This window comes from Acinetobacter sp. ABJ_C4_1, assembly GCF_044538495.1.
Taxonomy (GTDB): Bacteria; Pseudomonadota; Gammaproteobacteria; order Pseudomonadales; family Moraxellaceae; genus Acinetobacter; species Acinetobacter nosocomialis_A.
Genome location: NZ_JBIUCQ010000009.1, coordinates 108,240 through 131,966 on the forward strand (window position 1 = coordinate 108,240; position 23,727 = coordinate 131,966).

General features: G+C 39.6%; 22 protein-coding genes and 1 tRNA gene. 15 read left to right on the forward strand and 8 right to left on the reverse strand.

Features of this window, described 5'->3' with window-relative positions:
• Positions 1-11 precede the first annotated feature (11 nt).
• The 5 genes from ACIF8R_RS12400 to ACIF8R_RS12420 form a co-directional block, all read right to left on the reverse strand.
• Positions 12-938, reverse strand: a complete 927-nt coding sequence (locus ACIF8R_RS12400) for a branched-chain amino acid transaminase (protein WP_077168766.1) — start codon at positions 936-938, stop codon at positions 12-14.
• 24 nt (positions 939-962) lie between these two features.
• Positions 963-3,713 carry a bifunctional [glutamate--ammonia ligase]-adenylyl-L-tyrosine phosphorylase/[glutamate--ammonia-ligase] adenylyltransferase gene (glnE, locus tag ACIF8R_RS12405; protein WP_396481062.1) on the reverse strand — a complete coding sequence of 917 codons (2,751 nt, stop codon included), beginning with the start codon at positions 3,711-3,713 and terminating at the stop codon, positions 963-965.
• Between the two features lie 68 nt (positions 3,714-3,781).
• A complete protein-coding gene (locus ACIF8R_RS12410) occupies positions 3,782-5,050 on the reverse strand; it encodes a sensor histidine kinase (RefSeq protein ID WP_396481064.1) in 1,269 nt (422 codons plus the stop codon).
• Positions 5,051-5,470: 420 nt separating this feature from the next.
• The gene (locus ACIF8R_RS12415) at positions 5,471-6,838 is read right to left on the reverse strand and encodes a hypothetical protein (RefSeq protein WP_396481066.1); all 1,368 of its coding nucleotides are present in this window, start codon (positions 6,836-6,838) and stop codon (positions 5,471-5,473) included.
• Positions 6,839-7,004: 166 nt separating this feature from the next.
• A tRNA-Leu gene (locus tag ACIF8R_RS12420) sits at positions 7,005-7,091 on the reverse strand.
• Between the two features lie 182 nt (positions 7,092-7,273).
• On the opposite strand from ACIF8R_RS12420, the gene queA reads away from it, so the two are divergent.
• The 7 genes from queA (at position 7,274) to secF (ending at position 14,879) form a co-directional block, all read left to right on the forward strand.
• Positions 7,274-8,311 (forward strand): tRNA preQ1(34) S-adenosylmethionine ribosyltransferase-isomerase QueA, encoded by a 1,038-nt coding sequence (queA, locus tag ACIF8R_RS12425; RefSeq protein WP_263614592.1) that lies wholly within the window; start codon positions 7,274-7,276, stop codon positions 8,309-8,311.
• 153 nt (positions 8,312-8,464) lie between these two features.
• A complete protein-coding gene (locus tag ACIF8R_RS12430) occupies positions 8,465-9,493 on the forward strand; it encodes a hypothetical protein (protein ID WP_396481068.1) in 1,029 nt (342 codons plus the stop codon).
• A gap of 85 nt (positions 9,494-9,578) precedes the next feature.
• Positions 9,579-10,148 (forward strand): LemA family protein, encoded by a 570-nt coding sequence (locus ACIF8R_RS12435; RefSeq protein WP_396481070.1) that lies wholly within the window; start codon positions 9,579-9,581, stop codon positions 10,146-10,148.
• 242 nt (positions 10,149-10,390) lie between these two features.
• Entirely contained in the window at positions 10,391-11,524 is a 1,134-nt protein-coding gene (tgt, locus tag ACIF8R_RS12440; protein WP_002157357.1) for a tRNA guanosine(34) transglycosylase Tgt, read from the forward strand.
• Between the two features lie 98 nt (positions 11,525-11,622).
• Complete coding sequence (gene yajC, locus ACIF8R_RS12445) at positions 11,623-11,952, forward strand: preprotein translocase subunit YajC (protein WP_000051669.1); 330 nt, start codon at positions 11,623-11,625, stop codon at positions 11,950-11,952.
• A 51-nt stretch (positions 11,953-12,003) separates the two neighbouring features.
• Positions 12,004-13,905: a protein translocase subunit SecD gene (secD, locus tag ACIF8R_RS12450; protein ID WP_151760907.1), complete on the forward strand. Its 1,902-nt coding sequence runs from the start codon at positions 12,004-12,006 to the stop codon at positions 13,903-13,905.
• A gap of 8 nt (positions 13,906-13,913) precedes the next feature.
• Positions 13,914-14,879, forward strand: a complete 966-nt coding sequence (gene secF / locus ACIF8R_RS12455) for a protein translocase subunit SecF (protein WP_019457463.1) — start codon at positions 13,914-13,916, stop codon at positions 14,877-14,879.
• 64 nt (positions 14,880-14,943) lie between these two features.
• Here secF and coaBC read toward each other — a convergent pair whose 3' ends face one another.
• On the reverse strand, positions 14,944-16,197 hold the full coding sequence (gene coaBC, locus ACIF8R_RS12460) for a bifunctional phosphopantothenoylcysteine decarboxylase/phosphopantothenate--cysteine ligase CoaBC (protein ID WP_004705657.1): 1,254 nt from the start codon (positions 16,195-16,197) through the stop codon (positions 14,944-14,946).
• 100 nt (positions 16,198-16,297) lie between these two features.
• On the opposite strand from coaBC, the gene radC reads away from it, so the two are divergent.
• Positions 16,298-17,017 carry a DNA repair protein RadC gene (gene radC, locus ACIF8R_RS12465; protein ID WP_396481072.1) on the forward strand — a complete coding sequence of 240 codons (720 nt, stop codon included), beginning with the start codon at positions 16,298-16,300 and terminating at the stop codon, positions 17,015-17,017.
• Positions 17,018-17,079: 62 nt separating this feature from the next.
• The gene (locus ACIF8R_RS12470) at positions 17,080-17,991 is read left to right on the forward strand and encodes a bestrophin family protein (RefSeq protein ID WP_004711921.1); all 912 of its coding nucleotides are present in this window, start codon (positions 17,080-17,082) and stop codon (positions 17,989-17,991) included.
• A gap of 7 nt (positions 17,992-17,998) precedes the next feature.
• On the opposite strand, the gene ACIF8R_RS12475 is transcribed toward ACIF8R_RS12470, so the two are convergent.
• Positions 17,999-18,850 carry a PHP domain-containing protein gene (locus ACIF8R_RS12475; RefSeq protein WP_396481074.1) on the reverse strand — a complete coding sequence of 284 codons (852 nt, stop codon included), beginning with the start codon at positions 18,848-18,850 and terminating at the stop codon, positions 17,999-18,001.
• 44 nt (positions 18,851-18,894) lie between these two features.
• Here ACIF8R_RS12475 and ACIF8R_RS12480 point away from each other — a divergent pair, with 44 nt between their 5' ends.
• The 4 genes from ACIF8R_RS12480 to mnmC are packed head-to-tail and all read left to right on the forward strand — an operon-like array spanning position 18,895 to position 22,225.
• Entirely contained in the window at positions 18,895-19,509 is a 615-nt protein-coding gene (locus ACIF8R_RS12480) for a septation protein IspZ (protein ID WP_396481076.1), read from the forward strand.
• A 34-nt stretch (positions 19,510-19,543) separates the two neighbouring features.
• Positions 19,544-19,846 (forward strand): YciI family protein, encoded by a 303-nt coding sequence (locus ACIF8R_RS12485; protein WP_002051453.1) that lies wholly within the window; start codon positions 19,544-19,546, stop codon positions 19,844-19,846.
• Positions 19,847-19,850: 4 nt separating this feature from the next.
• Positions 19,851-20,330: a hypothetical protein gene (locus tag ACIF8R_RS12490; protein ID WP_396481078.1), complete on the forward strand. Its 480-nt coding sequence runs from the start codon at positions 19,851-19,853 to the stop codon at positions 20,328-20,330.
• Between the two features lie 23 nt (positions 20,331-20,353).
• Positions 20,354-22,225 carry an FAD-dependent 5-carboxymethylaminomethyl-2-thiouridine(34) oxidoreductase MnmC gene (mnmC, locus tag ACIF8R_RS12495; protein WP_396481080.1) on the forward strand — a complete coding sequence of 624 codons (1,872 nt, stop codon included), beginning with the start codon at positions 20,354-20,356 and terminating at the stop codon, positions 22,223-22,225.
• Between the two features lie 51 nt (positions 22,226-22,276).
• Here mnmC and ACIF8R_RS12500 read toward each other — a convergent pair whose 3' ends face one another.
• Positions 22,277-22,591: a rhodanese-like domain-containing protein gene (locus ACIF8R_RS12500; RefSeq protein ID WP_002051246.1), complete on the reverse strand. Its 315-nt coding sequence runs from the start codon at positions 22,589-22,591 to the stop codon at positions 22,277-22,279.
• Between the two features lie 91 nt (positions 22,592-22,682).
• Here ACIF8R_RS12500 and ACIF8R_RS12505 point away from each other — a divergent pair, with 91 nt between their 5' ends.
• Together ACIF8R_RS12505 and ACIF8R_RS12510 are read left to right on the forward strand one after the other, a co-directional pair.
• Positions 22,683-23,171, forward strand: a complete 489-nt coding sequence (locus ACIF8R_RS12505) for a YajQ family cyclic di-GMP-binding protein (protein WP_002051423.1) — start codon at positions 22,683-22,685, stop codon at positions 23,169-23,171.
• 35 nt (positions 23,172-23,206) lie between these two features.
• Complete coding sequence (locus tag ACIF8R_RS12510; protein WP_396481082.1) at positions 23,207-23,701, forward strand: DUF4442 domain-containing protein; 495 nt, start codon at positions 23,207-23,209, stop codon at positions 23,699-23,701.
• The last annotated feature ends 26 nt before the right edge of the window (positions 23,702-23,727 follow it).

Sequence of the window (23,727 nt, forward strand, 5' to 3'; positions counted from 1 at the left end):
AACGGATTAACTTATTTTACGTAAGTTAACCAGTGTTCATATTTCGGATTTCTACCTTGAACTGCATCAAAGTAAGTTTTCTGGATTTCAGTGGTAATTGGGCCACGGCTACCCGAACCGATTGGACGGTCATCGTATTCACGAATTGGTGTTACTTCAGCAGCAGTACCTGTGAAGAATGCTTCGTCTGCAATATAGAATTCGTCACGTGTAATACGGCGCTCAACAACTTGATACCCAAGATCTCTAGCAATTGTCATCACAGTTTGACGTGTAATACCGTCAAGTGCACCCCCAGCGATATCTGGAGTGTGTAAAACACCATCTTTAATTAAGAATACGTTTTCACCTGAACCTTGGCATACATAACCTTGTGGGTCCATGAGCATTGCTTCATCGTAACCAGAGTGAGCAACTTCTTGGTGAGCAAGAATTGACAACGTGTAGTTACCAGATGCTTTTGCTTTACACATGGTCACGTTTGGATGATGGTGAGTAAATGATGAAGTTTTAACGCGGATACCCTTCGCCATTGCTTCATCACCAAGGTATGCACCCCACGCCCATGCTGCAACAGCGGCATGAATAGTGTTATTTGTTGCAGCAATACCTAGTTTTTCTGAACCGATCCAAATAAGCGGACGTAAATAGCAAGAAGCTAATTTATTTTCACGTACAACATCGATTTGTGCTTGCTCAAGCGTTGCTTGATCATACGGCACTTTCATTTGATAAATTTTTGCTGAATTTAACAAACGTTTTGTGTGGTCTTGGAGACGGAAAATTGCAGTACCTTTAGGCGTTTCATAAGCACGAACACCCTCAAATACGCCCATACTGTAGTGTAATGTATGGGTTAAAACGTGAATCTTTGCATCACGCCAATCAATTAATTTTCCATCTTGCCAAATAAAACCATCACGATCAGCCAAATTCATGGAACACTCCAAATTGTTATAAAATCATTCACTATCCAACTCAACCGAGGCGGTTGGGTCTATTAATCTTTGCCATAAATTGCAAACGACCGCACGGGTACTACGCCAGTCCGCTGCGCTTACTTGCATGGATTGATTCGCAAGGGCTAAGCGGTGGCTTTCGGCACGTTCACTAAGATAGGCTCGAATTAATGCTGTGGCATCTTCACTGGATAAGCAGTCTGCTTTAGCAGCATCTTCTAATATTCTTACATTATCAGAATAATGGGCGAGATCTGGTTTCGTCCCGCTCCATGCAAGTACAGCATACTGTGCCATAAATTCGATATCTACGATACCACCTGCGTCCTGTTTTAAATGAAAAATACCATGTTTTTTTTGTTCAGAAGACGAACCTAAGTGGTCTTTCATTTTCTGACGCATTTTCAACACTTCTTCACGAACATAAGCCTCATCTCTAGATTGAGTCAATATCTCGCGGCGAAATATTTCAAATTTTTGGCAAAGCGTTTCATCACCTGCTATAGAGCGTGCTCGAACGAGTGCCTGATGCTCCCAAAGCCATGCACTTTTCAACTGATAGTGTTCATAGGCTTTCAGACTGGTCACTAATAAACCAGCTTCACCTGAGGGTCTTAAGCGTGTATCAATTTCATAGACGCGGCCATCAAGCGTTTGAGTGGTCATGAGTGACATAAACTTTTGAGCAACACGCATAGCAAACTCAAAGCCAGTAATCGCCTTGGTTCCATCAGTGTCGGCTTGTTCATCAAGATAGTGAATAAAGACAAGATCCAAGTCAGAACCATAGCCCAGTTCAATGCCACCCACTTTGCCATAACCAATGACAGCAAAGGCTTTATAGTCAAGAGAGCAACGTTTTCCCTCAACATCCTTTGGGTAACCATGACGTTTTGCTACGGTCTGATAAGCTAAATGGAGAGTTGCATTAACACTCACTTCAGCAATATCTGTTAATGCATCGGACACCTTCATGAGAGGACTTTCAGCTAATACATCACTTGCAGCGACCGTGAGCACATTACTCTTTTTAAACAAGCGAAGTACCCGCATTTGGTCTTCAACTTGATCAATTTCGATGCGAAGCAATTGCTGACGTAATGAGTCTTCCAAGTCCTTACGTTTTGGTAACTCAAAGTCCATCGATAAGAACTCATCCAGCAGTACCGGATACTGTGTCAGTTCTTCACAAATCCACGGGCTCACCGTCGCCATTTTCACTAAGCGTTGTAATGCCCCCTTACTTTCAATCAGCATCACCAAATACACGGTTCGACGCATGACTGATTCAATCAGCGGCATTAAACGTAATAATGCAGTTTGTGGTTGTTCGGACTGCAAGATCGCTTCAATCAAATGAGGCCAAAACGTTTTTAAACGCTGCACAGCATTTGAAGGAAGTTTTTTAAGTGCATGGCCATGCCAGAACTCATGAATCAGATTTTTCGCATTGTCATCTAGCACTTCATCTAGCTGCTGCTCTAACTGTCCAAAGTTCTCGGTTGCTGCATTAGAACTGGTATCTTCAATCAGCTGTTTAAATTGAACTTTTACTTTTTGGCGTTTCTCGTTAAGAACATCAAAAAACTCATTCCAGCTAGCGAAACCTAAGGTATCTATAATGCGTTGTCTTAACTCAACTTCTTCTGGCAATAGCTGTGTTTGCTGATCATTAAGTGCTTGAATCGCATGTTCAACACGGCGTAAAAACAGGTAAGCATCTTCAAGCTCTAAAACGGCTTGTTTTTCTAACAAACCCGCCTCACCAATATGCTCAAGACTGACTAAGCACTGACGGTCTTGTAACTCACGTTTAGATCCGCCGTAAATAAGCTGGAAGACCTGAACAATAAACTCAATTTCGCGAATGCCACCCGCCCCGAGTTTAATGTCATCTTCAATATGTCGGCGCAGGACTTCGCGCTCAATCATCGCTTTCATGTCACGCATAGCAGCAAAAGCAGTGTAGTCCACATAACGACGGAACACAAAAGGACGTGTCATTTCCAACAAGTCTTGCCCTTCTTTACCGCCAGTCACAACACGCGCTTTAATCCATGCATAACGTTCCCATTCACGACCATGCTGACTTAAATATTTTTCTAAAGCTGCATGACTAATCGCTAATGCTGAGCCATCTCCCCAAGGGCGTAAGCGCATGTCTACTCGAAACACAAAACCATCTGCGGTGATATGTTCAAGTAAATAAATAAGTTTTTGTCCCCATAAAATACAGAACTGCTGTACATCAATGCATTTGCGGCCGTTGGTTTCACCTTGTTCATCAAAGGCAAAAATCAGGTCGATATCACTCGATAAATTAAGCTCTTGTGCACCAAGCTTACCCATGGCAACCACAATCAAATCTTGAACTTTGCCTGAATAACTTAACGGTTCACCGTGTTTAGCAACTAGTGCTACACGAGCAAAAGCTTTTGCTGCACAAATGCTGGCATCAGCAAAATCAGAAAGTTCGCGCGTGAGTGTGACAACATCGGTCAGCTGATTGGCATCCTGCCAAATCCAACGAAACATTAAACGACTGCGTAAAATACGAAGTACACGCATCCAAGTTGTTTCATCGGCAATGTCATCGAGTGTGGTGTCTACAAATTGATAAATCTGATCAGTTGAGAGCGGCGCAGCAAATTGATCTAATTGATAATCTTGTTCTAAAACAGCCTGATGTAACCCCAAAACTTGTTCCGCGTATTGACTAGCACGCAATGTTTTTTGTAACTGCTCCGCATTCATATAAAAAAGCTCTTTTCCTCAGACTCTCTTTTTAGTTATAGCAGTTCATGTAGTAATAGGAAAAGGGATTAAACTAATTTTGCTTCCGATGTGTTTTGTTCTTCTACATGAAGCTCGGGAACTTCTTGGGCAGAAGGTAATAAAACTTTAAATGTCGTTCCAATACCTTTTTGCGAATTCACGCTAATCTTACCCTGATTAATCTCGATAAACCGCTTACATAAACTTAAACCTAATCCCGCGCCTTTTTCACCTGCTGTTCCCTTAAAGCTCGCTGTAATACGCGGATGGAATAAATTTGCCATTTGTTGTTCGCTCATACCAAGACCAGTATCACGTACAGTGATTTCGACATTTGTGCCTACCTGCTTCGCTTCAATGAACACTTTGCCAGAGCCATCAACATCGGTAAATTTCAATGCATTTGACACCAAGTTTTGGATCACGGAAGTCATCATATTGATATCGGCATAGATTTTTAAATCTTCGGAAACCGCATTTACCAATTCAATATTTTTCTTTAAAGCCAACGTATGCAACACATCGCAAACAATATTGCTGACTTGTCTAAGCTTAAAATTAATTGGGTGATAAACAAAACGTCCACCCTCTGCCATCGCCCATGTCAGCAAACTTTCAAGTAAATTATAGGTCGATTGAGAAGTGTCGTATAAATAGTCAGCAATATTTTGAATACTCGATTCATCCAGTGTTTCACGCTCTTTAGCTAACACTTCGGAGAAACCTAACAAGCCATGAAATGGCGCCCGCAAGTCATGCGAAATAATAGAAAAGAACTTTGTTTTACTCGAGTTAAGCGCAACTTGCTGCTCATAGAGTTCATTTAACTCTTCATAATTAAATTTCAACTCGACTTGTTGCATAAAACTAGAACAATAATCGAGCAACAACTGAATTTGATCATCTTCAAAACAAGTTTCATCGTCATCGAAGAAAACTGCAAATCCCATAGATGTCTGGTCGGGTTGCACCAAATGGACAGCTAAAGCACGACTACAGTCAATATTAAGCTCTTTTAAATAGTTGATTAAATTTTGATAAGAAGGATGATCGTGATGAATCACCTGTTGTTTAGCAAAACATTGTTTTAAGTGTCTTGAAGGTTTAAATGAAATGGCAGTCATGCCTTCAGGACAATGATGCCAAAAGTAAGGTTCCTGATTAAAGGTAAGCAAAGCTTTTTGACACTTCAACAGGCGAACACTAAACCGGAAAAATTGCTCAATGTAGTTCTGCTCGGCATTTAATCCAAGTAATAGTGAAATTCTACAAGCACTTAATTGCTCGACCTGATGTAGTTCTAATCGCTGTGTCATGCCCGCCTCACAGATTTTGTCGTTGTTAGTCGGAACCGCTCTTTGAGAAATGTACTTATAATCATTATGATCTAATACAAACTTTAACACAGTACATTAAAAGAGCAACTTTCTTTTCGAAATAGAAATGTGAAGTTTCAATTAAAGGTTTTCAGATACATAAAATGGGTATGCTTTAGAAAAATACAACAATTATTTGAAGGTGATGAGTTGTAAGATGTTAGAAATGCGAGTTTATAAATAGTAGAAAGATGGTCAAAAAACATTATTTAAATTAGAGCTTAGAATTTCTCTTGATTCGTCCTTAATATATTTTATTTTCAATCTACCTCAGTCCATTTTTGAACTTTCCGTCTCTTTAAAAAGCCCAACAACAGCAGCAATGTTAGCTATCTAATCTTTTAAATTTTCCATATGATCTTATTCCTTCACTAACACACTTGGAATAACAGGCATTCCACACCACTCCGCAATACTGTTATAACTTCTTCCTAGACTTTTAATCAGATCTAAAGCCTTCCCCCCTTTTTCGGCAAAACCATTTGCTTCAGTTTCTACTTCATTAGCATCTTTCAAAAATTTAGATAATTTTTTCATTCCATTGGAATTTTTAATGTGCTCTGGTTTATCTGAATTTCTATGAAGTTCCAAAGCATTCTGAATTATTGCAAGTTTATTTTTTAAAGCTTCGCTATTAGTAAGATCAATCAATTCTTCAAGATAATCAATCGTTTTACTGAACTCAGCTTTATGATTGATCACATTAGATTGCGTATTATGTAACTGATTAATAATGGTAATAGGTGGAGGAGAAATTGGCGAAAGCGCTTTGTCTATTATTGCTTCCAAACTCAATATTCGTCCTTGTTGCAATGCAATAATCTCTTTTTGAGACTCAATCTGAAATTTAAATAGATTAAGCTGATTTTTTAGCTCTAAGGCTTTCAATGGAGAAATAGCAAACTCTTCTACACTTCGTTGTCCTTTCAGTACTTGCTTATACTCATATAAAGCTTTTTCAATCGTTTCGATATTTCCATCTTCTGATTGAATAATCATACGCACAGTCAAATCATGTTGTTCAATTTTGACTGTTGCATTCTGATCCGGATATTTATCTCTCAAGACTGTCCCAAAATAATTGAGAATACTTAAGCCAGCTTGATAATATGCGGATTCAAACTGAATACATCTATCAATTTTGATACTTTCATTTCTTCGTACATCAATTTCAATTACCTTAAGCTCATTATGAACATTTTCAATTCCGAATATTAAAAATTGATGATCAAAATCATTAGGTAATAAATCGGTTAAGTCATCATAAGCACTTTCAAAAGTACCAATGAAACTACTTCCAATATGATCATTAACTTTTAATTCGTCTTTAATCACAGAATTCTTTAAGGTAATTAAGATAGGCAAACTAACCTCTTCTATATTTTTATTATTTATTTTTTTAAATATAAACGCAGAAATAGCATCTAGGTTATTCTCCATCTTTAAGGACAATCCGTTTTTAATCACCCCTAAAGAATTTCTTGTTGTATTTAAATGAGCTCTAGCTATAGAAAATCTCCACCCATTCTCTAAAAATAATTTTTCAACTCTCTCAGGCATATGTATGAACTGATCAATAGGAGAATCCGGTCGGAACCAATCGGCAGGATCATGAATATTTGAAGAGAACTTTTCTAGAATATTTTTTATTTCACAAAAAGTATCATTATTTTCTTTCAGTAGCGTTTCCCACGCCCCGTTATAGCTCACAACTTTTGTAATATACATTTTTAAACTCTTATTAAATTTAAATTTTTAAGCCAATGTTTTTTAACATTTTTATTATCCTCGAACACTATTTTGTCGATTACTAATTTATTCATAAAATTAGCCTAACAAAAAACCCCTAAGCCGTTAGCTTAGGGGTCTTCGTAGAATCATAAGATTCTGAATCTGGTCCCGAGGGTCGGACTCGAACCGACACGTCATCTCTGACAGCGGATTTTGAGTCCGCCGCGTCTACCAATTTCACCACCTCGGGAGAGGAAGTATGTTTGTGTTGCGTATATTAGCGCGTTTGTAAAACTTGTCAAACCCTAAGTGAATATTATCGTTCACTTTTAGATCATTTAAACATTTTTCATGATTTAGGCTAGAAGCACAGCCATAAAAAAGCGAAAAAGTTTATACTAGGCCCAATTTTTGCGGTGTTTTTTCCTAAATATGCAACTGTCTGACTTTTCCTTTGAATTACCTGATGAACTTATTGCCCGTTACCCTCTCGAATCACGTAGTGCTTCACGTTTATTGCATTTAGATGCAAAGGGTCAGTATCACGATCACATGTTCACAGACATTATCGATCTGTTTGAAGAAGGTGATTTATTGGTACTCAACGATACCAAAGTAATGAAAGCTCGTCTTAAAGGAAAACGTGCCACAGGCGGTGCTATTGAAATTTTGGTTGAGCGTATGCTGAACCACACCACAGCGTATTGCCATATTAAAGCGAGTAACTCACCTAAAGCAGGGGCTGAGCTTTTTGTCGGTGCAAGTAATATTCCTGTGATTGTGCGTGGTCGTCACGAAAACTTATTTGTCGTTGAGTTTTCGCAGCCAATTTTACCTGTACTTGAGCAATATGGTCAGTTACCTATTCCGCCTTACTTTAACCGTGAAGCAGAAGAAATTGACACTGAACGCTATCAAACGGTTTTCCATAACCCAGAAAAAATTGCCAGTGTAGCTGCACCAACTGCAAGCTTGCACTTTGACGAAGAGTTGTTAGCAAAGTTAGATCAAAAGGGCGTTAAGAAAACGTTTGTGACTTTACACGTTGGTGCAGGTACTTTTATGCCTGTACGCACTGACGACATTACCAATCATGTCATGCATAGTGAATGGTGTGATGTTCCTCAAGAAACCATTGATTTAATTTTGGCGACTAAAGCACGTGGCAATAAAGTAATTGCTGTTGGTACAACTGCAACACGTGCCTTAGAAAGTGCAGCCCAAGCACACGGCGGAAAAATCGCGGCCTGGAATGGTGATACGCAAATCTTTATTTACCCGGGCTATGAGTTCTGCATCGTAGATCGTTTAATTACTAACTTCCATTTACCTGAGTCTACCCTGCTCATGCTAGTTTCAGCATTGTCGAATCGAGACAATATTTTGGCTGCTTATGAACATGCAGTTAAAGACCGCTATCGCTTCTTTAGTTATGGCGATGCAATGCTGATTGATAAATTAGAAGTTTAAAAATTAAAGCTGGGTTAAATCTTATTATTTAATTTGAGGTTTAACCCAGCAACTATAATTAAAATAAAAATAGTCTTGGTATTTCTATTTATCTCTTTCAATTTAAAAGATAATCTAGAGTTAGCACTTTATGATAATCAACTCATTAATTTCATGCCAATTGATACCGTACAACAAGCACTTCATATAAGACGTAAAAAAAATACACAGGTCTTTCGTAATATTGCTCGACTTTGGGACGCGGGACAAAAGTCACAAACAGATCAAGAACTCTTAAACGCGTTACATCCATGGCGTGAAGACCATAACCTTCGTTTTGTTAATGTACTGCCACATTTGTTAGGTATTTGCAGTATTACGACTTTATTATTTGGATACTTTTTTCACCCTCATATTCAATATATTTGGAGTCTCTTATGGGCATTTTTAACTGGTTTCCTAGCCTACTTGCTCTATGAACCGCAAAAACCTCTAACCGAAGTTATTCACTATTTAGAACAGCGTATGACTGCTTTACGTTATGGCCTACAGTTTCAGCAGTTACCAGCTTATCTACCAATTCAAGCCCAACCCATTTTGGTATTAAGCAGACTAAAACAATATTTCCCATTGTTTAATCGAGGCAATGAAGCTAATGAAATTACAGAGTTTGCTTCAGTGACATGGAATGATGGCATTACAAATCATCAAGTCCTGCTATTTAAATACCACTATGTAAATAATTTACCTATTCTTCAAGATCAGAACAGCGATAAAAAAATAGTAAAAGAGATTCATAAAGATTTATGGGGCGCTTTTATTTTTCAAATGCCAGCCTTAGGTATTGCTGTAAGTAAACAACGTTCTCGCTTTTTTGAACCATACTTATGCGAATGGCAAAGTACTGACATTCTGATTAACCAAGAGCTCAATATCTTCGGTACTGACCAGCACCAGTTAGCTAAAGAAATTAGTCCAAGTTTAACTTTAAAACTTCATGATTTTTTTCAACATTTTACCGGTGATTTAATTTATCATCATGAAGAGCAAATATTATGTTATCTCGGTGAGCAAGATCTTTTTCAAACCACCAGCAAACGTAGTGAAATTCATGATATTCCAGCATTACGTGGACATTTACGTACCATGACCATGCCGCAATATGAAAAATTTCAGCAATTCATGCTTAATTTAATTAAATAAATCTTTCGTAGTGCCGAACTGGCAACTTATTAAAAAATAAGAAGTTAAAAGGCTCAATGAGGGAATAAAAATAAGAGGAGTGAAAATGAAAGGCTTATTCATTTTCTTGGGGATTTTCGTCGTACTGATTGCGTGGGGCATCCACATTCGTAACAACATTGTGCGTTATTTTAACGCGACCAAACGTGCTTGGGCAGAGGTAGCAAATTTCGAACGCAAAAAAGTAAAAACACTTGAAGCATTAGAAACTACTATCAATCAATATACTCAGTTCGAGAAGTCGACTTTAGAAAAAGTGACTGCTTTACGTCAGCAAATTCTCAGTTTAAATGTCGATCATACTGATATTGCTCAATTACAGCAGATTGAAAAAATGAGCAAAGAGCTGATCCGTAGCCTAAATGTCGTGGTTGAAAACTATCCTGAACTAAAAGCAGATACGCTCTATAGCAAAATGATGGATGATATTCAGGAACAAAACGAAAATGTTGGCGCGGCAATCAGCATTTTTAACCGCAACGTCGAAGTATTTAATAACCAGATTGAAGTGTTCCCAAATAACCTGATCAATACAATGTCCTTATCTAAAAAAGCAATTCGTCCTTTTCGCGATAATTTGGCTACAGACAATTTTGACTACAAACCTAACTTTTAGTCTAAATAAAAAAGTGCTCATTCAATCGGAAAATTGACCTATTTTATAGCCAGCTACATTTAGTAGTAGAACTACTTGGCAGAATCAAGGAAAATAGCCCTCTTATTTTTAGGGCTATTTGTGTTTTTAAATTGGTCTTCCCGTTTAAAGCTCATAATGTTACAGCCCCTATTTAGCAGCGAACTGTTTTTTCGCCCTTGCACTGCCCTACGGTATTGCTTGCTATTGTTCAGGATTTTTAGATGAAGTTTGAAAAATTAGGTCAGTCGGGTCGTGCCCGTCGTGGTCGTTTAACTTTAGAACACGGTGTTGTTGAAACACCTGTTTTTATGCCAGTGGGGACTTACGGTACAGTCAAAGGCATGTTGCCGCGTGATATCGAAGATATTCAGGCACAAATTATTTTAGGTAATACCTTCCATTTATATTTACGCCCGGGCCTTGAAGTAATCAAGCAACACGGCGGATTGCACGACTTTATTAAATGGAATAAGCCAATTTTGACTGACTCTGGCGGCTTCCAAGTATTTAGTCTTGGCGCTATGCGTAAAATTAAGGAAGAAGGTGTTACTTTCCGTTCTCCGATTGATGGTTCAAAAGTGTTTTTATCGCCTGAAATTTCAATGGAAATTCAGCATGTATTGAACTCTGACATCGTTATGATTTTTGATGAATGTACTCCTTATCCAGCTACACACGAAGAAGCACAAAAATCATTACAGCTTTCTTTGCGCTGGGCAAAACGTTGTAAAACGCATCACCACGATGAGCTTAAAAATAAAAATGCCTTATTCGGCATTATTCAAGGCGGCATGTATGAAGACTTACGTGACGAGTCTTTAAATGGCTTACTTGAAGTTGGTTTCGATGGTTATGCAATTGGTGGTTTATCTGTAGGTGAACCAAAAGAAGAGATGATCAAAGTTTTAGATTATCTTCCAAACAAAATGCCACAGGACAAACCACGTTACTTAATGGGCGTAGGTAAACCTGAAGATATCGTTGAAGCGGTGCGCCGTGGTGTCGATATGTTTGACTGCGTAATGCCAACTCGTAACGCACGTAATGGTCATTATTTTGTCACTGATGGTCTGGTACGTATTCGTAATAGTAAATATCGCCATGACCAAGGGCCTCTTGACCCACACTGCGATTGCTATACATGTAAGAACTTTACCCGTGCTTATCTGTTCCATCTTGAAAAATGTGGAGAGATGTTAGCGTCTATGCTTGGTACCATTCATAACTTACGTTATTACCAACGTTTAACTGAAGGTATGCGTGATGCATTAGATAATGGCACTTTTGATGAATTTGTTCAGGACTTTTATGCCCGCCGCGGATTAGAAGTTCCACCTTGCCCTGTCGATGAATAAGCGAGATTTGCGCTCAACCGCAAGACAAGGTAAATTGCAAAACGAATTAGGATTATGTCAGGTATCTGACTCATATTTTTTAACTTTAGGAAATTAAAATGAGCTTGTTCATTTCTACTGCACATGCAGCTCCAGCAGCAGCCCAAAGCCCGGGTCTTTTGCCAAACATTTTGATGATTGTTGTATTCGTTGCAATCTTCTATTTCTTAATCTGGCGCCCTCAAGCAAAACGCGCAAAAGAACACCGTTCTTTAATCGAAAGCTTAGGTGTAGGTAGCGAAGTTGTTTTTGCTGGTGGTTTAATGGGCAAAGTAACCAAACTTGAAGGTGACTATGCGGTTGTTGAACTTAACCGTGGTGTAGAAGTAAAAATTCAGCGTGCCAGCGTAATTTCTGTATTACCTGAAGGCACTCTAAATAACCTTTAATCATAAAACAGTCGTGCTTTAGCACGGCTTTTTCATTTAAGAAGAAAGCGAATGCGTTACCCTGCATGGAAATATTTACTGATTCTGGTTGTTCTGGTAGTCAGTACATTATACGCACTGCCTAGTCTATATCCGGATGAGCCCGCAGTTCAAATTTCCGGTGCCAAAGCTGGTACCCAAATTGATCAAAGTGTGGTGCAAAAAGCAGAGCAAATTTTAAAAACAGCAAATATTGCGAGCCACGATAATACTTTTACAAATAATGCTGCCCTCTTGCGTGTCAGCTCTTCTGAAGCGCAATTAAAAGCAAAAGAAGTATTACGCCGTGACTTAGGTGATCAATATGTTGTTGCCCTAAACCTTGCACCAACTACACCAGAATGGTTGCAAAAAATTGGGGCTAAACCAATGAAACTTGGTTTGGACTTACGTGGTGGTGTCCACTTCTTGCTAGAAGTAGATATGGACAAAGCCATTTCCCAACGTATGGAAACCTCTGCAACTGATTTGCGTCGTCAGTTCCGTGAAAACAAAATTAAATTTAACAACCTTGCGTTAAATAATAATGTGATCACTGTTCAATTTGCTGACAACGCTGATCGTGATGCAGCAATGGATTTTTTACGCCGTAATGGTAATGAATATACCCAACAGGCATTAGCGAGCACGACAGGTTCCACCTTAAAACTCTCTTATACCGATGTACGTCGTCAAGAAATTCAGGCATATGCAGTTAATCAGAACTTAACAACACTACGTAACCGTATTAACGAACTTGGTGTTGCAGAAGCATTAGTACAAAGTCAGGGTAGCAACCGTATTGTCGTTGAATTACCGGGTGTTCAAGATACAGCAGAAGCTAAACGTGTTTTAGGCCGTACTGCTAACCTCGAATTCCGTTTGGTATCTGACTTAAATGATCAATATATTGACCCATATACGGGTAAATATAACGGTCAACCTTTACCTCCAGGTACAGAAGTTTTTGCTTATCAATCTTTAGATAGCGGTCGTCAACTTTTGTTGCAACGTAACCGTATCTTGACTGGTGAACGTGTTCAAAATGCGAGCTCTGGCTTTAGCCAAGACTCTGGCGGTGCCGAAGTAAATATTACGCTCGACAGTGCTGGTGGTAAGCTCATGTCAGATGCAACCCGTAATGCTGTTGGTAAACGCATGGCGGTATTGTTCATCGAAAACAAGCAAAAGATTAGCTACGTTACAGATCCAAAAACTGGTGCTCAAACAGAAGTTCGTACGCCATATACAGAGTCTGTCGTCATTAATGCTGCAACTGTTCAAGCTGTTTTAGGTTCAACTTTCCGTATTACTGGGTTAAGTTCTCCTCAAGAAGCATCTGAACTTGCATTAATGCTGCGTGCTGGTGCTTTAGCTGCGCCAATGTACTTCGTTGAAGAACGTGTTGTTGGTCCAAGCCTTGGTCAAGAAAACATTGATAAAGGTGTACTCTCAACTCAAATCGGTTTCTTACTTGTCGCAATCTGGATGGTCGTATTCTTCCGCGTATTCGGTTTAATTGCGAACTTTGCGCTTGTATTTAACTTGGCAATGATTTTAACCGTGATGTCTTGGATAGGGGCTTCCCTCACCTTACCAGGTATTGCTGGTATCGTTATTACCATTGGTATGGCGGTCGATGCCAACGTACTGATATGTGAGCGTATTCGAGAGGAAATGCTCTGGGGTGCCTCACCCAAACAGGCCATTGTGGCAGGTTATGATCGAGCCTATAACACCATCTTTGACTCGAACTTAACCACGTTCCTCGTTGCTTTCATTCTGTTTGCAATTGGTACAGGCCCGATTAAAGGTTTCGCCGTAACATTAATGATTGGTATTGTATGTTCGATGTTTACTGCAATTACAGTAACACGTGCAATCGTACAGCTCATTTATGGTAAACGCCGTAATTTGAAAAAGTTGAGCATTTAAGGAGATCTATGATGACTAAAGTGACTCAACAGCCTTCAAAACAATATGGTCGTCCGGATGATGCAAAAATCATCCCGTTCATGAAGATTGCTAAACCAGCAGCAATCTTCTCGATCCTTATTACTTTAGCGAGTATTTTCTTTATCGCGACTAAAGGTCTTAACTTAGGTTTGGACTTTACAGGTGGTGTTTCTGCCGAGCTTAACTATGCGCAACCAGCAAATCAGTCTGACGTTATTCAGGCACTCGACAAAGCTGGTTTTAAAGATGCAGTAGTACAAACGCTAGGTAGTAATAAAGACTTACTCGTGCGTATGCCGGTACAAGAAGTTAAGGTTGAAGATCTTAATAACGCGATTACCAAAGCTGTGCAATTACCAAATAACGCTGCCGAAGTTCATAAAGTGGACTCTGTAGGCGGTCAGGTTGGTAATGAGCTTTATGTTCGTTCGGCTGGAGCGGTTGCTCTTGCGCTGATCTTAATGTTGATCTACGTGACCATTCGCTTTGAGTTTAAACTCGCGATGGGTGCCGTAATGTCTTTATTCCATGACATCATCATTATTATTGGTGCATTTGCATTATTCCAATGGCCATTTGACCTTACAGTTTTAGCTGCTGTACTCGCGGTGATTGGCTTCTCGCTTAACGATAACATCGTGGTTTCAGACCGTATCCGTGAAAACTTCCGTAAGATTCGCGGCGCGACTCCACGTGAAATCGTTGATATTGCTTTAACTGAGACTTTACGTCGTACCATCCATACCTCAATGACCTTATTGCTTGTTGTACTCGCAATGATGTTCTTGGGTGGTGATGGCTTACATTGGTTCTCTGTTGCAATGTTTGTGGGTGTCTTTGTCGGAACTTACTCTTCAATTTATATCGGTACAGCATTTGCGTTGTGGCGTGGTCTTAACCGTCAAGACTTCATTGTTCAGGTTAAACCTGAATTTGAAGATGAAATTCCTTGATTATTAAACCAAGATATATAAAAAAACCGCGATTTATTCGCGGTTTTTTTATTAAGCTCAAAACTTATTTACGGCGTAAAGCATCTGAAATAGCCTCAACCAGTTGTTGAGAAATTTCTTGCTTCGATGCTTTTTCTAACTCACGCTTTTTCATATGGTAGCTTTCAGCAAAGAAAACAGTCATCGCATTTTCATCCGAAGCAAAACCAATATCAGCACGAGAAACATCGTTACACGCAATCATGTCTAGTTTTTTAGCAACCAGTTTACCTGCTGCATATTCTTCAACATTCTGCGTTTCGGCAGCAAAGCCCACCATAAATGGACGTTTTTCCTGAGCTGCGATGGTTGCCACAATATCCGGATTTTTCACAAGGGAAACATTCAGCTCATCCCCTGCTTTCTTAATCTTGTGCTCAGCCACTTCCGCAACGCGATAATCGGCGACTGCTGCTGTCGCAATGAAAATGTCGCAACCAGTCTCAAGTGAGTTCATGCTGACATCCAACATTTGTCGTGCAGATGCAACGTTGACACGTTGAACACCGTTTGGTGTATCTAAACTTACAGGTCCGGCAACTAAAGTGACTTTTGCCCCTGCAGCATAACATGCAGCCGCTAAAGCAAATCCCATTTTTCCAGTACTATGGTTTGAGATATAACGAACTGGGTCAATCGCTTCACGTGTTGGTCCAGCAGTAATCACAACTCGCTTACCTGCCAACAAACCAAATTTTTCAGCAATGGCACGTTGGGCTTGATGGAAATAACCAGCGACTTGACGGGCAATTTCTTCTGGTTCTGGCATACGGCCTAAACCGACATCACCACAAGCCTGTTCACCTGAATCCGGCATAATCACATGCACGCCATCTTCAACTAGCGTTTGCAAATTACGCTGAGTTGCTTTTGCAGCCCACATTTGCTGGTTCATTGCTGGTGCAACCCACACAGGTGCTTTAGTCGCTAAAAACAAAGTACTGAGTAAGTCATCTGCCAAACCATTAGCAAACTTAGCCAAGGTGTCACAGCTTGCTGGAGCAACCAGTAACAAATCAGCCCAACGAGCCAATTCAATATGACCCATTCCAGCTTCAGCCTCAGGGTCTAAAAGCTCGGTATGTACAGGGTTTCCAGAAAGAGCCTGAAACGTTAGAGGGGTAATAAATGCTTGAGCTCCGTGTGTCATCACAACCCGAACGTCAAAGCCATAATCTTTAAGACGACGGACCAGAATGGCACTCTTATAGGCAGCAATCCCACCTGTAACAGCTAAAACAATGTTTTTATGAGGAATAACACTTAAATCAAAGCTCACGAACAGGATACCTTTCTGTTGCAGTGGCGCTCACAATAGCATTAAATACGCGCAGACCCAAGATTGATTGGGCAAACAAAATAAAATTTTAAGCAGAATATTGCTGGGGAATATGAATACTTCTATTAAAAATTGGCCAGAACAAGAACGGCCAAGAGAACGGTTATTACAACAAGGCCCTCAAAGCCTCTCTGACTCTGAATTACTTGCGATCTTTCTTCGCTCAGGTTCACGCCAACATTCAGCAGTTGAACTCGCACGCTTACTGATTCAAAAATTTGGAAGCCTCAATGCTGTTTTCGATGCATCTTTCAATGAATTAGCTCAATTTAACGGTATTGGAGCCACCAAGTATTCCCAATTATTGGCCGTAAAAGAGCTTGGACGGCGTTATCTCGATTATCATTTTAGTCAAACTGAGCTAAGCCTTCATTCTTCTCATTTGGTTCTAGATTATCTGCGTTATGAATTAAAAGGTGAGAAACAAGAAGTCTTCGCAGTACTTTGCTTAGATGCCGAATTACGGAAACTGCATTTTAAAAAGTTATTTTTTGGATCAGTTCAGCACTGTGCCGTTTCAGTGAATCAAACCTTACGTTATGCCTTACAACAACATGCTTGCCAATTAGTGATAGCACATAATCACCCATTTGGTTCTGCACAGCCATCTCCTGAAGATATTAAACTCACAAAGCAACTTCAGCAGGCTTGTCAGCTGGTTGAAATACGTTTATTAGACCATTTTATTATCTCACAAGAAGGTAGCTTTTCATTTGCTGAACAACAACTGCTCAACCCTACCACAATAGCCGTTCAATGATATTGACAAAGCTTCACTAAGCTTAGAATATCAAAAACAAAAATAGCGACGTTTAAAATAAAATGATTGTTCGTGAACAGCCCAGTATTTTTAAAGTTTTATTCTCTTGGCGAGGGACGATATTACCAAAAATTTTGCCCTCTTTAGGGGTGGTAATGCTGATTTCGGCAATCATTGGTGGGGTTGAATATATTAATCTCTACCGTTTTCCAGAAATTCCTTTAGTTGGCTTCACCTTAATTGGCGTTGTACTTTCTATTTTTTTAGGCTTTAAAAATACGGCATGTTATGACCGTTGGTGGGAAGCTCGGAAACTATGGGGTGTACTCATTGCGACTTCACGACACTTTGACCGCGACTGTCGTATTTTAACTCAGGCTCGCCGTGAACGAGTCATTCACCACGTTATTGTGTTTGCAAATGTGTTACGTGACCGCTTACGCCGCCAAACAGCCAACCCAACCGAGTTAATACAAACCAGTGGCATGAGCCAACAAGCATTGACCCAGCTATACCAACAGAATAACGCGCCGCAATATACACTTAGCCTTATTCAATGGGAATTATTACAAGCGCTTAAAGAAGGTGAAATCTCAGATATTATTTATGCTCAAATGAATAAGAATGTTGCAGATTTAAGTGTGGTACAGACTGGCTGTGACCGTATTGCAAACACTCCTATTCCTTTTGCTTATTCAGTTTTGCTCAACCGCACTGTTTACTTTTTCTGCTTTATGTTGCCATTTAGTTTGGGTTCTTTACTTGGATTAGCAACACCTCTACTGGTCGGAATTTTGGCATACACATTCTTAGGTCTAGATGCTCTAAGCTCTGAAATCGAAGAGCCTTTCGGTACTCAAAGTAATGACTTACCCTTAGATGCAATGGTACGTAGTATTGAAATTGAACTTTTAGGAACGCTGGGTAAACCAACGCCTCCTCCAATTCAAGCTCAAGATAACAACTTACTCTAGAGCGCTATTAAAGAAAACGCTCCCAAATACCCTGCTGGTCAGTCTTTGGCTTAGGGGTGTTACCCAATTTAATCCATGGCATATTTTCTCCATGGAAATCACTACCAATTGAAACAGCCAAATGATGCTGATCAATCATACGATCAATCATTTGGCGAGTAGATAAAGGATCTACAGGTGGCGGTAACTCCACGGCGTCACCACCACAACTCGCAAATAACTCAATCAAATAACGCGTATTGGTTGCCGATAGGTCATAACGAGTTGGATGAGCTAAAACTGCCAAGCCTTTACTGTTATGAATGACCTCTATTGTTTCTTGTAAACCCAAGCCTTCAAACTTTACAAAGGCGCGTTTACCTTCCTTTAAAAAACGGTCAAAAGCTTGTTGAGGACGGCTCACCACATTCTTTTCAACCAAGGTTTTGGCAATGTGGGTTCTGGTAATACGATCTGGCTGATTTTCAACTTTATCGAGTACATCTTGATAAATATCAAAACCAATACACTTTTTTAACAGTTCACAAATGACTTCTGCTCTTTGTGCTCTAATTCTTTTTTGTTGTTCTAATGCTTCCAAAATTGGTGCTTCATCTTGCATGTTTAAAGCCACAATATGCACGCCATAGCTTTTTTTTGTACTTGGCCTAGACCATTGGCTGGAGATCTCTACACCAGAAATGATTTTTAAATCATGGGCTTGTGCAGCATTTTTTGCACGCTGCAAACCATCCATTGTATCGTGATCAGTGAGCGCCAAGGTATGCAGCTTCACATCCACAGCAGCTTGCACCAGCAATTCCGGAGACAAAGTTCCATCAGAAATATTGCTATGTGTATGTAAATCTATGCCTTGCATCTTTTATACTATGCCATTCACCAAACCTGATCAGATACTCTAACATGAAAGCACTTCTGGACTTTGTTCCATTAATTATTTTCTTCTATTTATATAAAACTGTTGATCCTGCGAATGCACATCACCCCTTGCTTAAACTGATCGGTTCCGCTGGCGGTGTAAATAACAATAATATTCTGGTCGCTACAACAGGCTTAATTATTTCAATGCTTATCGTGTATGGCGCTTTGTTTGTTATCCAAAAATTCCGTTTAGATAAACAGCAGTGGATTGTACTGTTTATGACCGTTATTTTTGGTGGCATTACACTTATGTTAAGCGATGATTTTTATATTCGCTTAAAAGCTGCGATTTTGAACTTGGTATTTGCTGGTGCTTTCTTGGTTTCACCTTGGTTTGGTAAGGAACGTAAACCTCTCATTAAACGTTTATTTGATCCAATTTTAGAGCTAAGTGAAAAAGGTTGGAAAAATTTAAATTTCGCTTGGGCAGCTATGTTTGTCGTCATGTCCGGTTTACATATTTTCTTCGCGTTTTTATTTCATGGCGGAAAATATTGGGGTGAATTTACTGCATTTGGTGACATGATTGTCATGTTTTCATTTATCATTATTCAGTTCATTATTTTACGCAAACATTTTAAGTCAACAGATGCTTAATGTGATTTCGGTTTGATTATAGAGATACGATGACATGCCTTTTTTTGTTCTAAGCTGTACCGATAACGAAGGAACTCTAGAGAAACGTTTAGCAGTACGCCCTCAACATATCGAACGTTTACAAAAACTTGATGATGAAGGTCGTCTTGTTGCCGCTGGAGCTATGCCAAAAGATCCGAATGATCCACAGGCTGGTTTTTACGGTAGTACTATGATTGTAGAGTTTGATAGCCGTGAAGCTTTAGATGAATGGTTAAAAGAAGAACCATTTTTGAAAGAAGGCATTTATAGCCATATTGATGTCAAACCGTTTAATAAAGCATTTCCAAAAGGGTAAACGCATGCAGTTTGCAACCAAAAGCTTTCTTGGCTTGTGTTTGATATGTTCAACTGCCGGAGCAGTTGAACCTGCTGCGACACCAGCAACACCACCCACTGCACCTTCAACTCAGGCTGCCAAACCAGCACCTACTTCTGCAACTGTAGCTAAACCGGCGGCTACCACGACGGCAGCCACAACACAGCCGCTTACAGCAGAACAAATCGCAAAAAATAAGCAGCAGCAAGATGCAAAAATCAAAGCATTAGTTCAAGATCAAGCATCTCGTCTAAAACAGTTAGAACATGCAAACCTTGAAGCACTTGCACAAAACCAAGAGTTACAGCTAAAGAACGATAACTTGTCTGTTCAGGTACAAGTTTTACAAAGTGAACGTAGCGCACAAATGTTCTTATATGGCGCAGTAACACTAGCAGGTGGCGTACTGCTTGGCTTCTTTATTGCGAGTTATGTTTACACCAAACGTCGTCGTCAGTGGTAATTCTGAGCGACTTATTAAACCGAATGAACAAATCAAACCGTATACAAACTGCTGAGCTGGATTGGGAATCTATTGATGGTATTGAGGTTCCCATTTCCAAACAATTTGGTGATGTCTATTTTTCTAAAGATAATGGTCTGCTTGAAACAAGACATGTATTTTTAAATGGCAATGATCTATCAGAACGATTAGCCAATTTACAAGACTTTGAATATTTTAGTGTAGGAGAAACTGGGTTTGGTACTGGTTTAAATATTCTTGCACTCTGGCAGCTTTGGCAGCAGGTCCGTCCCCACAACCATAGCCATTTACATGCAATTAGCGTAGAAAAATTTCCTTTAAGCAAAGCAGATCTCATCCGTGCACTCGATGTATGGGATGAACTTAAGCCACTTGCGAAACAACTTATTGAACAATATCCCTTGCCTATCGCAGGTTGCCATCGTTTAAATTTTCCAGAAGAACGTTTTAGCATCGATCTATGGCTAGGAGATGCGCAAGATATTTTTCCAAGTATGGTAAAAACGAAAGCAGTGAATGCTTGGTTCCTAGATGGATTTGCACCTTCGTGTAATCCAGATATGTGGGAACAAAACGTTTTAAACAATATTGTACGTCTTTCTGACTATGGCACTACCTTTGCCTCGTTTAGTGTAGCTGGTGTTCTCAAACGTGGACTAAAAGCTCATGGCATTGATATTTCACGTCCTCGTGGCTTCGGGCATAAACGTGAAATGCTTAAAGCAGTTTGGAGAGCACCTTTAAGTGAAGACACCGCACTAGAACCAGATAACCATACTTTCAATTTTACACGGCAGCATATTGCCGTTATTGGCGCAGGGATTGCTGGTTTAAGCACAGCATGGGCTTTTGCTGAACGTGGGCACCAAGTTACTCTATTCGAGCGTACAGCGCCTTTATCAGGAGCTTCTGGCAACCCTTTAGCATTGCTCAATCCAAAACTATGCCCAATTGAACAAAGTCATGAGCACCTGATGACTTTAAGCTGGCAACATGCGCTGAATTTCTATAAAAACTTTCAAGCATTTCGCCCAATTCAAATACAGCAAATGGCATTAAAAAATGCCCAAGATCTTCTCGATCTTGCTGATCAATATCCTGCTGATATTGTTACGCATCAAACAAGCTCACTTGAATCGAACTATCCACACATTGTATTAAGCGAGGCCGGAGCAGTTTCTCCACACCAGTTACGTGATGAAATTTTGCAGCATCCAGGTATTGAATTAAAAATTGCTAATATCACAGCACTTGTTTCTTTTGAAAATAAAGTTCAATTGAAAACGAATGATGAAATCATTGCAGAGGCAGATCATGTTGTGGTGTGCTGTGCCCGAGAAAGTGCTGCTTTATTTGAGAACTATCCCCCTTTAAAGCCAATCCGTGGACAAGTGAGCTGGGTTAATAATTCTTTTGCACCTCTACCTTTACACGAAGCGTATAGCTATGGTGGCTACTGCATGCAGCTTGACTCTTCTCAACTCATTTTAGGGGCATCTTTCTACCCAAACCGAGAAGATCAAAACGTACTCATTGACGACCATGTGCATAACTTTGAATTAATCCGCAGTGTCTTCCCTACTTATGCAAAACAATTACCACCTGTAGAACAATGGCAAGGTCGAGCAGCGGTTCGGGCCCAAAGCCCAGATTATTTCCCAGTGATAGGTAAAATGCAGAGTGAAAGTCGTATTTCTACCTTTGCAGGTTTAGGTTCAAAGGGCTTTTTATTTGCACCGCTTTGCAGTGAAGTACTTATCGCCCAAATTTTAGGTGAGACTTGTCCTGTTCCTGAAAGCCTATTAAAGAAATTAAGTGCCGAGCGCTTTCAAAAGAAAGTTAAACCGAAGAAATCGTATTTTAAATCTCAATAGTGCACTTGAGAAAATTTAGTTCCAATAAAAAAGCACCCGAAGGTGCTTTTTTTATGCGCCCTGCTCTAGAGGTAAACCTGCGTCACGAGCTGCACGCGTCCCCCCCATCAGCACGACATATTCACGCGAGGCATCTAAGTCTTCTAGTTTCTCAGCTGCACGAGGAGCTTTGCTACCACCACCACATAAAATATAAATCGGCTGATCCGCAGCGACCTGGTTCAAAATATCAGCATTTAAATCATTAATCGGGCGACTTACCGCACCTTTAACATGCCCTTCTGCATAAGCACTTGAATCACGGACATCCCAGATAACAGCATTTTCTGGGAACTCAAATGTTGTAATTTCTTGTTTACGGATCATTGTGCACTCCTTTGATGTAAACAACACTTGGCAAATGAAGAAAACCCTCTTAGCATCTCAAATATTCTTTCACTTTGTAAAGGTCTAAACTATGCCTTCTTTCGATATTGTTTCTGAATTAGAGTTATTTGAAGTTAATCATGCGGTTCAAAACACACAAAAAGAGATTGCAACACGCTTTGACTTCCGTGGTCATGATGTTTCTATCGAATTAAACGAAAAAAATAAAGAGATTAAAATCAGTACAGAAAGTGATTTCCAGTGTGAGCAAGTTTATAACATGTTAGAAAACCATTTTTATAAACGTAAAATTGATGTGCAGGCACTTGATCCACAAAAGGCTGCTGCCTCAGGTAAAAATTTTGTACAAGTGATTAAGCTTAAAGATGGTCTTGACTCTGATACAGCAAAAAAAATTAATAAAGCCATTAAAGAAAGCGGCGTTAAAGTGCAATCTTCTATTCAAGGCGACAAAATCCGTGTGACCGATAAAAAACGTGACACTTTGCAACAAGTCATGACTTTTTTACGTGAACAACAATTCGGTGTGCCATTACAGTTTAATAACTTTAAAGATTAATATCTTTTAGCGACATTCAAAGTTAAGGTAATCCCATGTCTCAATCCAATCGACTATTAAAACTGGTAAAAGCAACTTCAAAATTTCCTAAAGGTGTTCGAAGTACGCTTTGGAGTAAGGCATTTGGCCGTATTGTGCCAATGGTGGGTGCAGCCAATATTCGCTATCTGGAAGTAGATGTAAACCATGTGACTGTTCGCTTAGAAAACCAGAAAAACATGCAGAACCATATTAAAGGTGTGCATGCTGCTGCAATGGCACTTTTGGCAGAGACCGCAACAGGTTTTTTAACAGGTTTACATATTCCTGATAACCGCATTTTATTAATCAAATCATTGCATGTTGATTATTTAAAAGTGGTTGAAGGCGGTTTAACAGCAACAGCTACCCTCTCTACAGAACAGCAAAAATATATTGCTGATCATGAGAAAGGTGAACTTGTTATTCCAGTTACAGTTATTGATGATGCAGGTAATGAACCAATCCAATGCCAAATGCTTTGGGCATGGTTACCTAAACGTAAGAAATGATAACTAATCTAAAATATTTTTAGATT

Coding starts and splice junctions, on each gene's coding strand:
- ACIF8R_RS12400 (WP_077168766.1), bottom strand. CDS start 938: ATGAATTTGGCTGATCGTGATGGTTTTATTTGGCAAGATGGAAAATTA.
- glnE (WP_396481062.1), bottom strand. CDS start 3,713: ATGAATGCGGAGCAGTTACAAAAAACATTGCGTGCTAGTCAATACGCG.
- ACIF8R_RS12410 (WP_396481064.1), bottom strand. CDS start 5,050: ATGACACAGCGATTAGAACTACATCAGGTCGAGCAATTAAGTGCTTGT.
- ACIF8R_RS12415 (WP_396481066.1), bottom strand. CDS start 6,838: ATGTATATTACAAAAGTTGTGAGCTATAACGGGGCGTGGGAAACGCTA.
- queA (WP_263614592.1), top strand. CDS start 7,274: ATGCAACTGTCTGACTTTTCCTTTGAATTACCTGATGAACTTATTGCC.
- ACIF8R_RS12430 (WP_396481068.1), top strand. CDS start 8,465: ATGCCAATTGATACCGTACAACAAGCACTTCATATAAGACGTAAAAAA.
- ACIF8R_RS12435 (WP_396481070.1), top strand. CDS start 9,579: ATGAAAGGCTTATTCATTTTCTTGGGGATTTTCGTCGTACTGATTGCG.
- tgt (WP_002157357.1), top strand. CDS start 10,391: ATGAAGTTTGAAAAATTAGGTCAGTCGGGTCGTGCCCGTCGTGGTCGT.
- yajC (WP_000051669.1), top strand. CDS start 11,623: ATGAGCTTGTTCATTTCTACTGCACATGCAGCTCCAGCAGCAGCCCAA.
- secD (WP_151760907.1), top strand. CDS start 12,004: ATGCGTTACCCTGCATGGAAATATTTACTGATTCTGGTTGTTCTGGTA.
- secF (WP_019457463.1), top strand. CDS start 13,914: ATGATGACTAAAGTGACTCAACAGCCTTCAAAACAATATGGTCGTCCG.
- ACIF8R_RS12470 (WP_004711921.1), top strand. CDS start 17,080: ATGATTGTTCGTGAACAGCCCAGTATTTTTAAAGTTTTATTCTCTTGG.
- ACIF8R_RS12475 (WP_396481074.1), bottom strand. CDS start 18,850: ATGCAAGGCATAGATTTACATACACATAGCAATATTTCTGATGGAACT.
- ACIF8R_RS12480 (WP_396481076.1), top strand. CDS start 18,895: ATGAAAGCACTTCTGGACTTTGTTCCATTAATTATTTTCTTCTATTTA.
- ACIF8R_RS12485 (WP_002051453.1), top strand. CDS start 19,544: ATGCCTTTTTTTGTTCTAAGCTGTACCGATAACGAAGGAACTCTAGAG.
- ACIF8R_RS12490 (WP_396481078.1), top strand. CDS start 19,851: ATGCAGTTTGCAACCAAAAGCTTTCTTGGCTTGTGTTTGATATGTTCA.
- mnmC (WP_396481080.1), top strand. CDS start 20,354: ATGAACAAATCAAACCGTATACAAACTGCTGAGCTGGATTGGGAATCT.
- ACIF8R_RS12500 (WP_002051246.1), bottom strand. CDS start 22,591: ATGATCCGTAAACAAGAAATTACAACATTTGAGTTCCCAGAAAATGCT.
- ACIF8R_RS12505 (WP_002051423.1), top strand. CDS start 22,683: ATGCCTTCTTTCGATATTGTTTCTGAATTAGAGTTATTTGAAGTTAAT.
- ACIF8R_RS12510 (WP_396481082.1), top strand. CDS start 23,207: ATGTCTCAATCCAATCGACTATTAAAACTGGTAAAAGCAACTTCAAAA.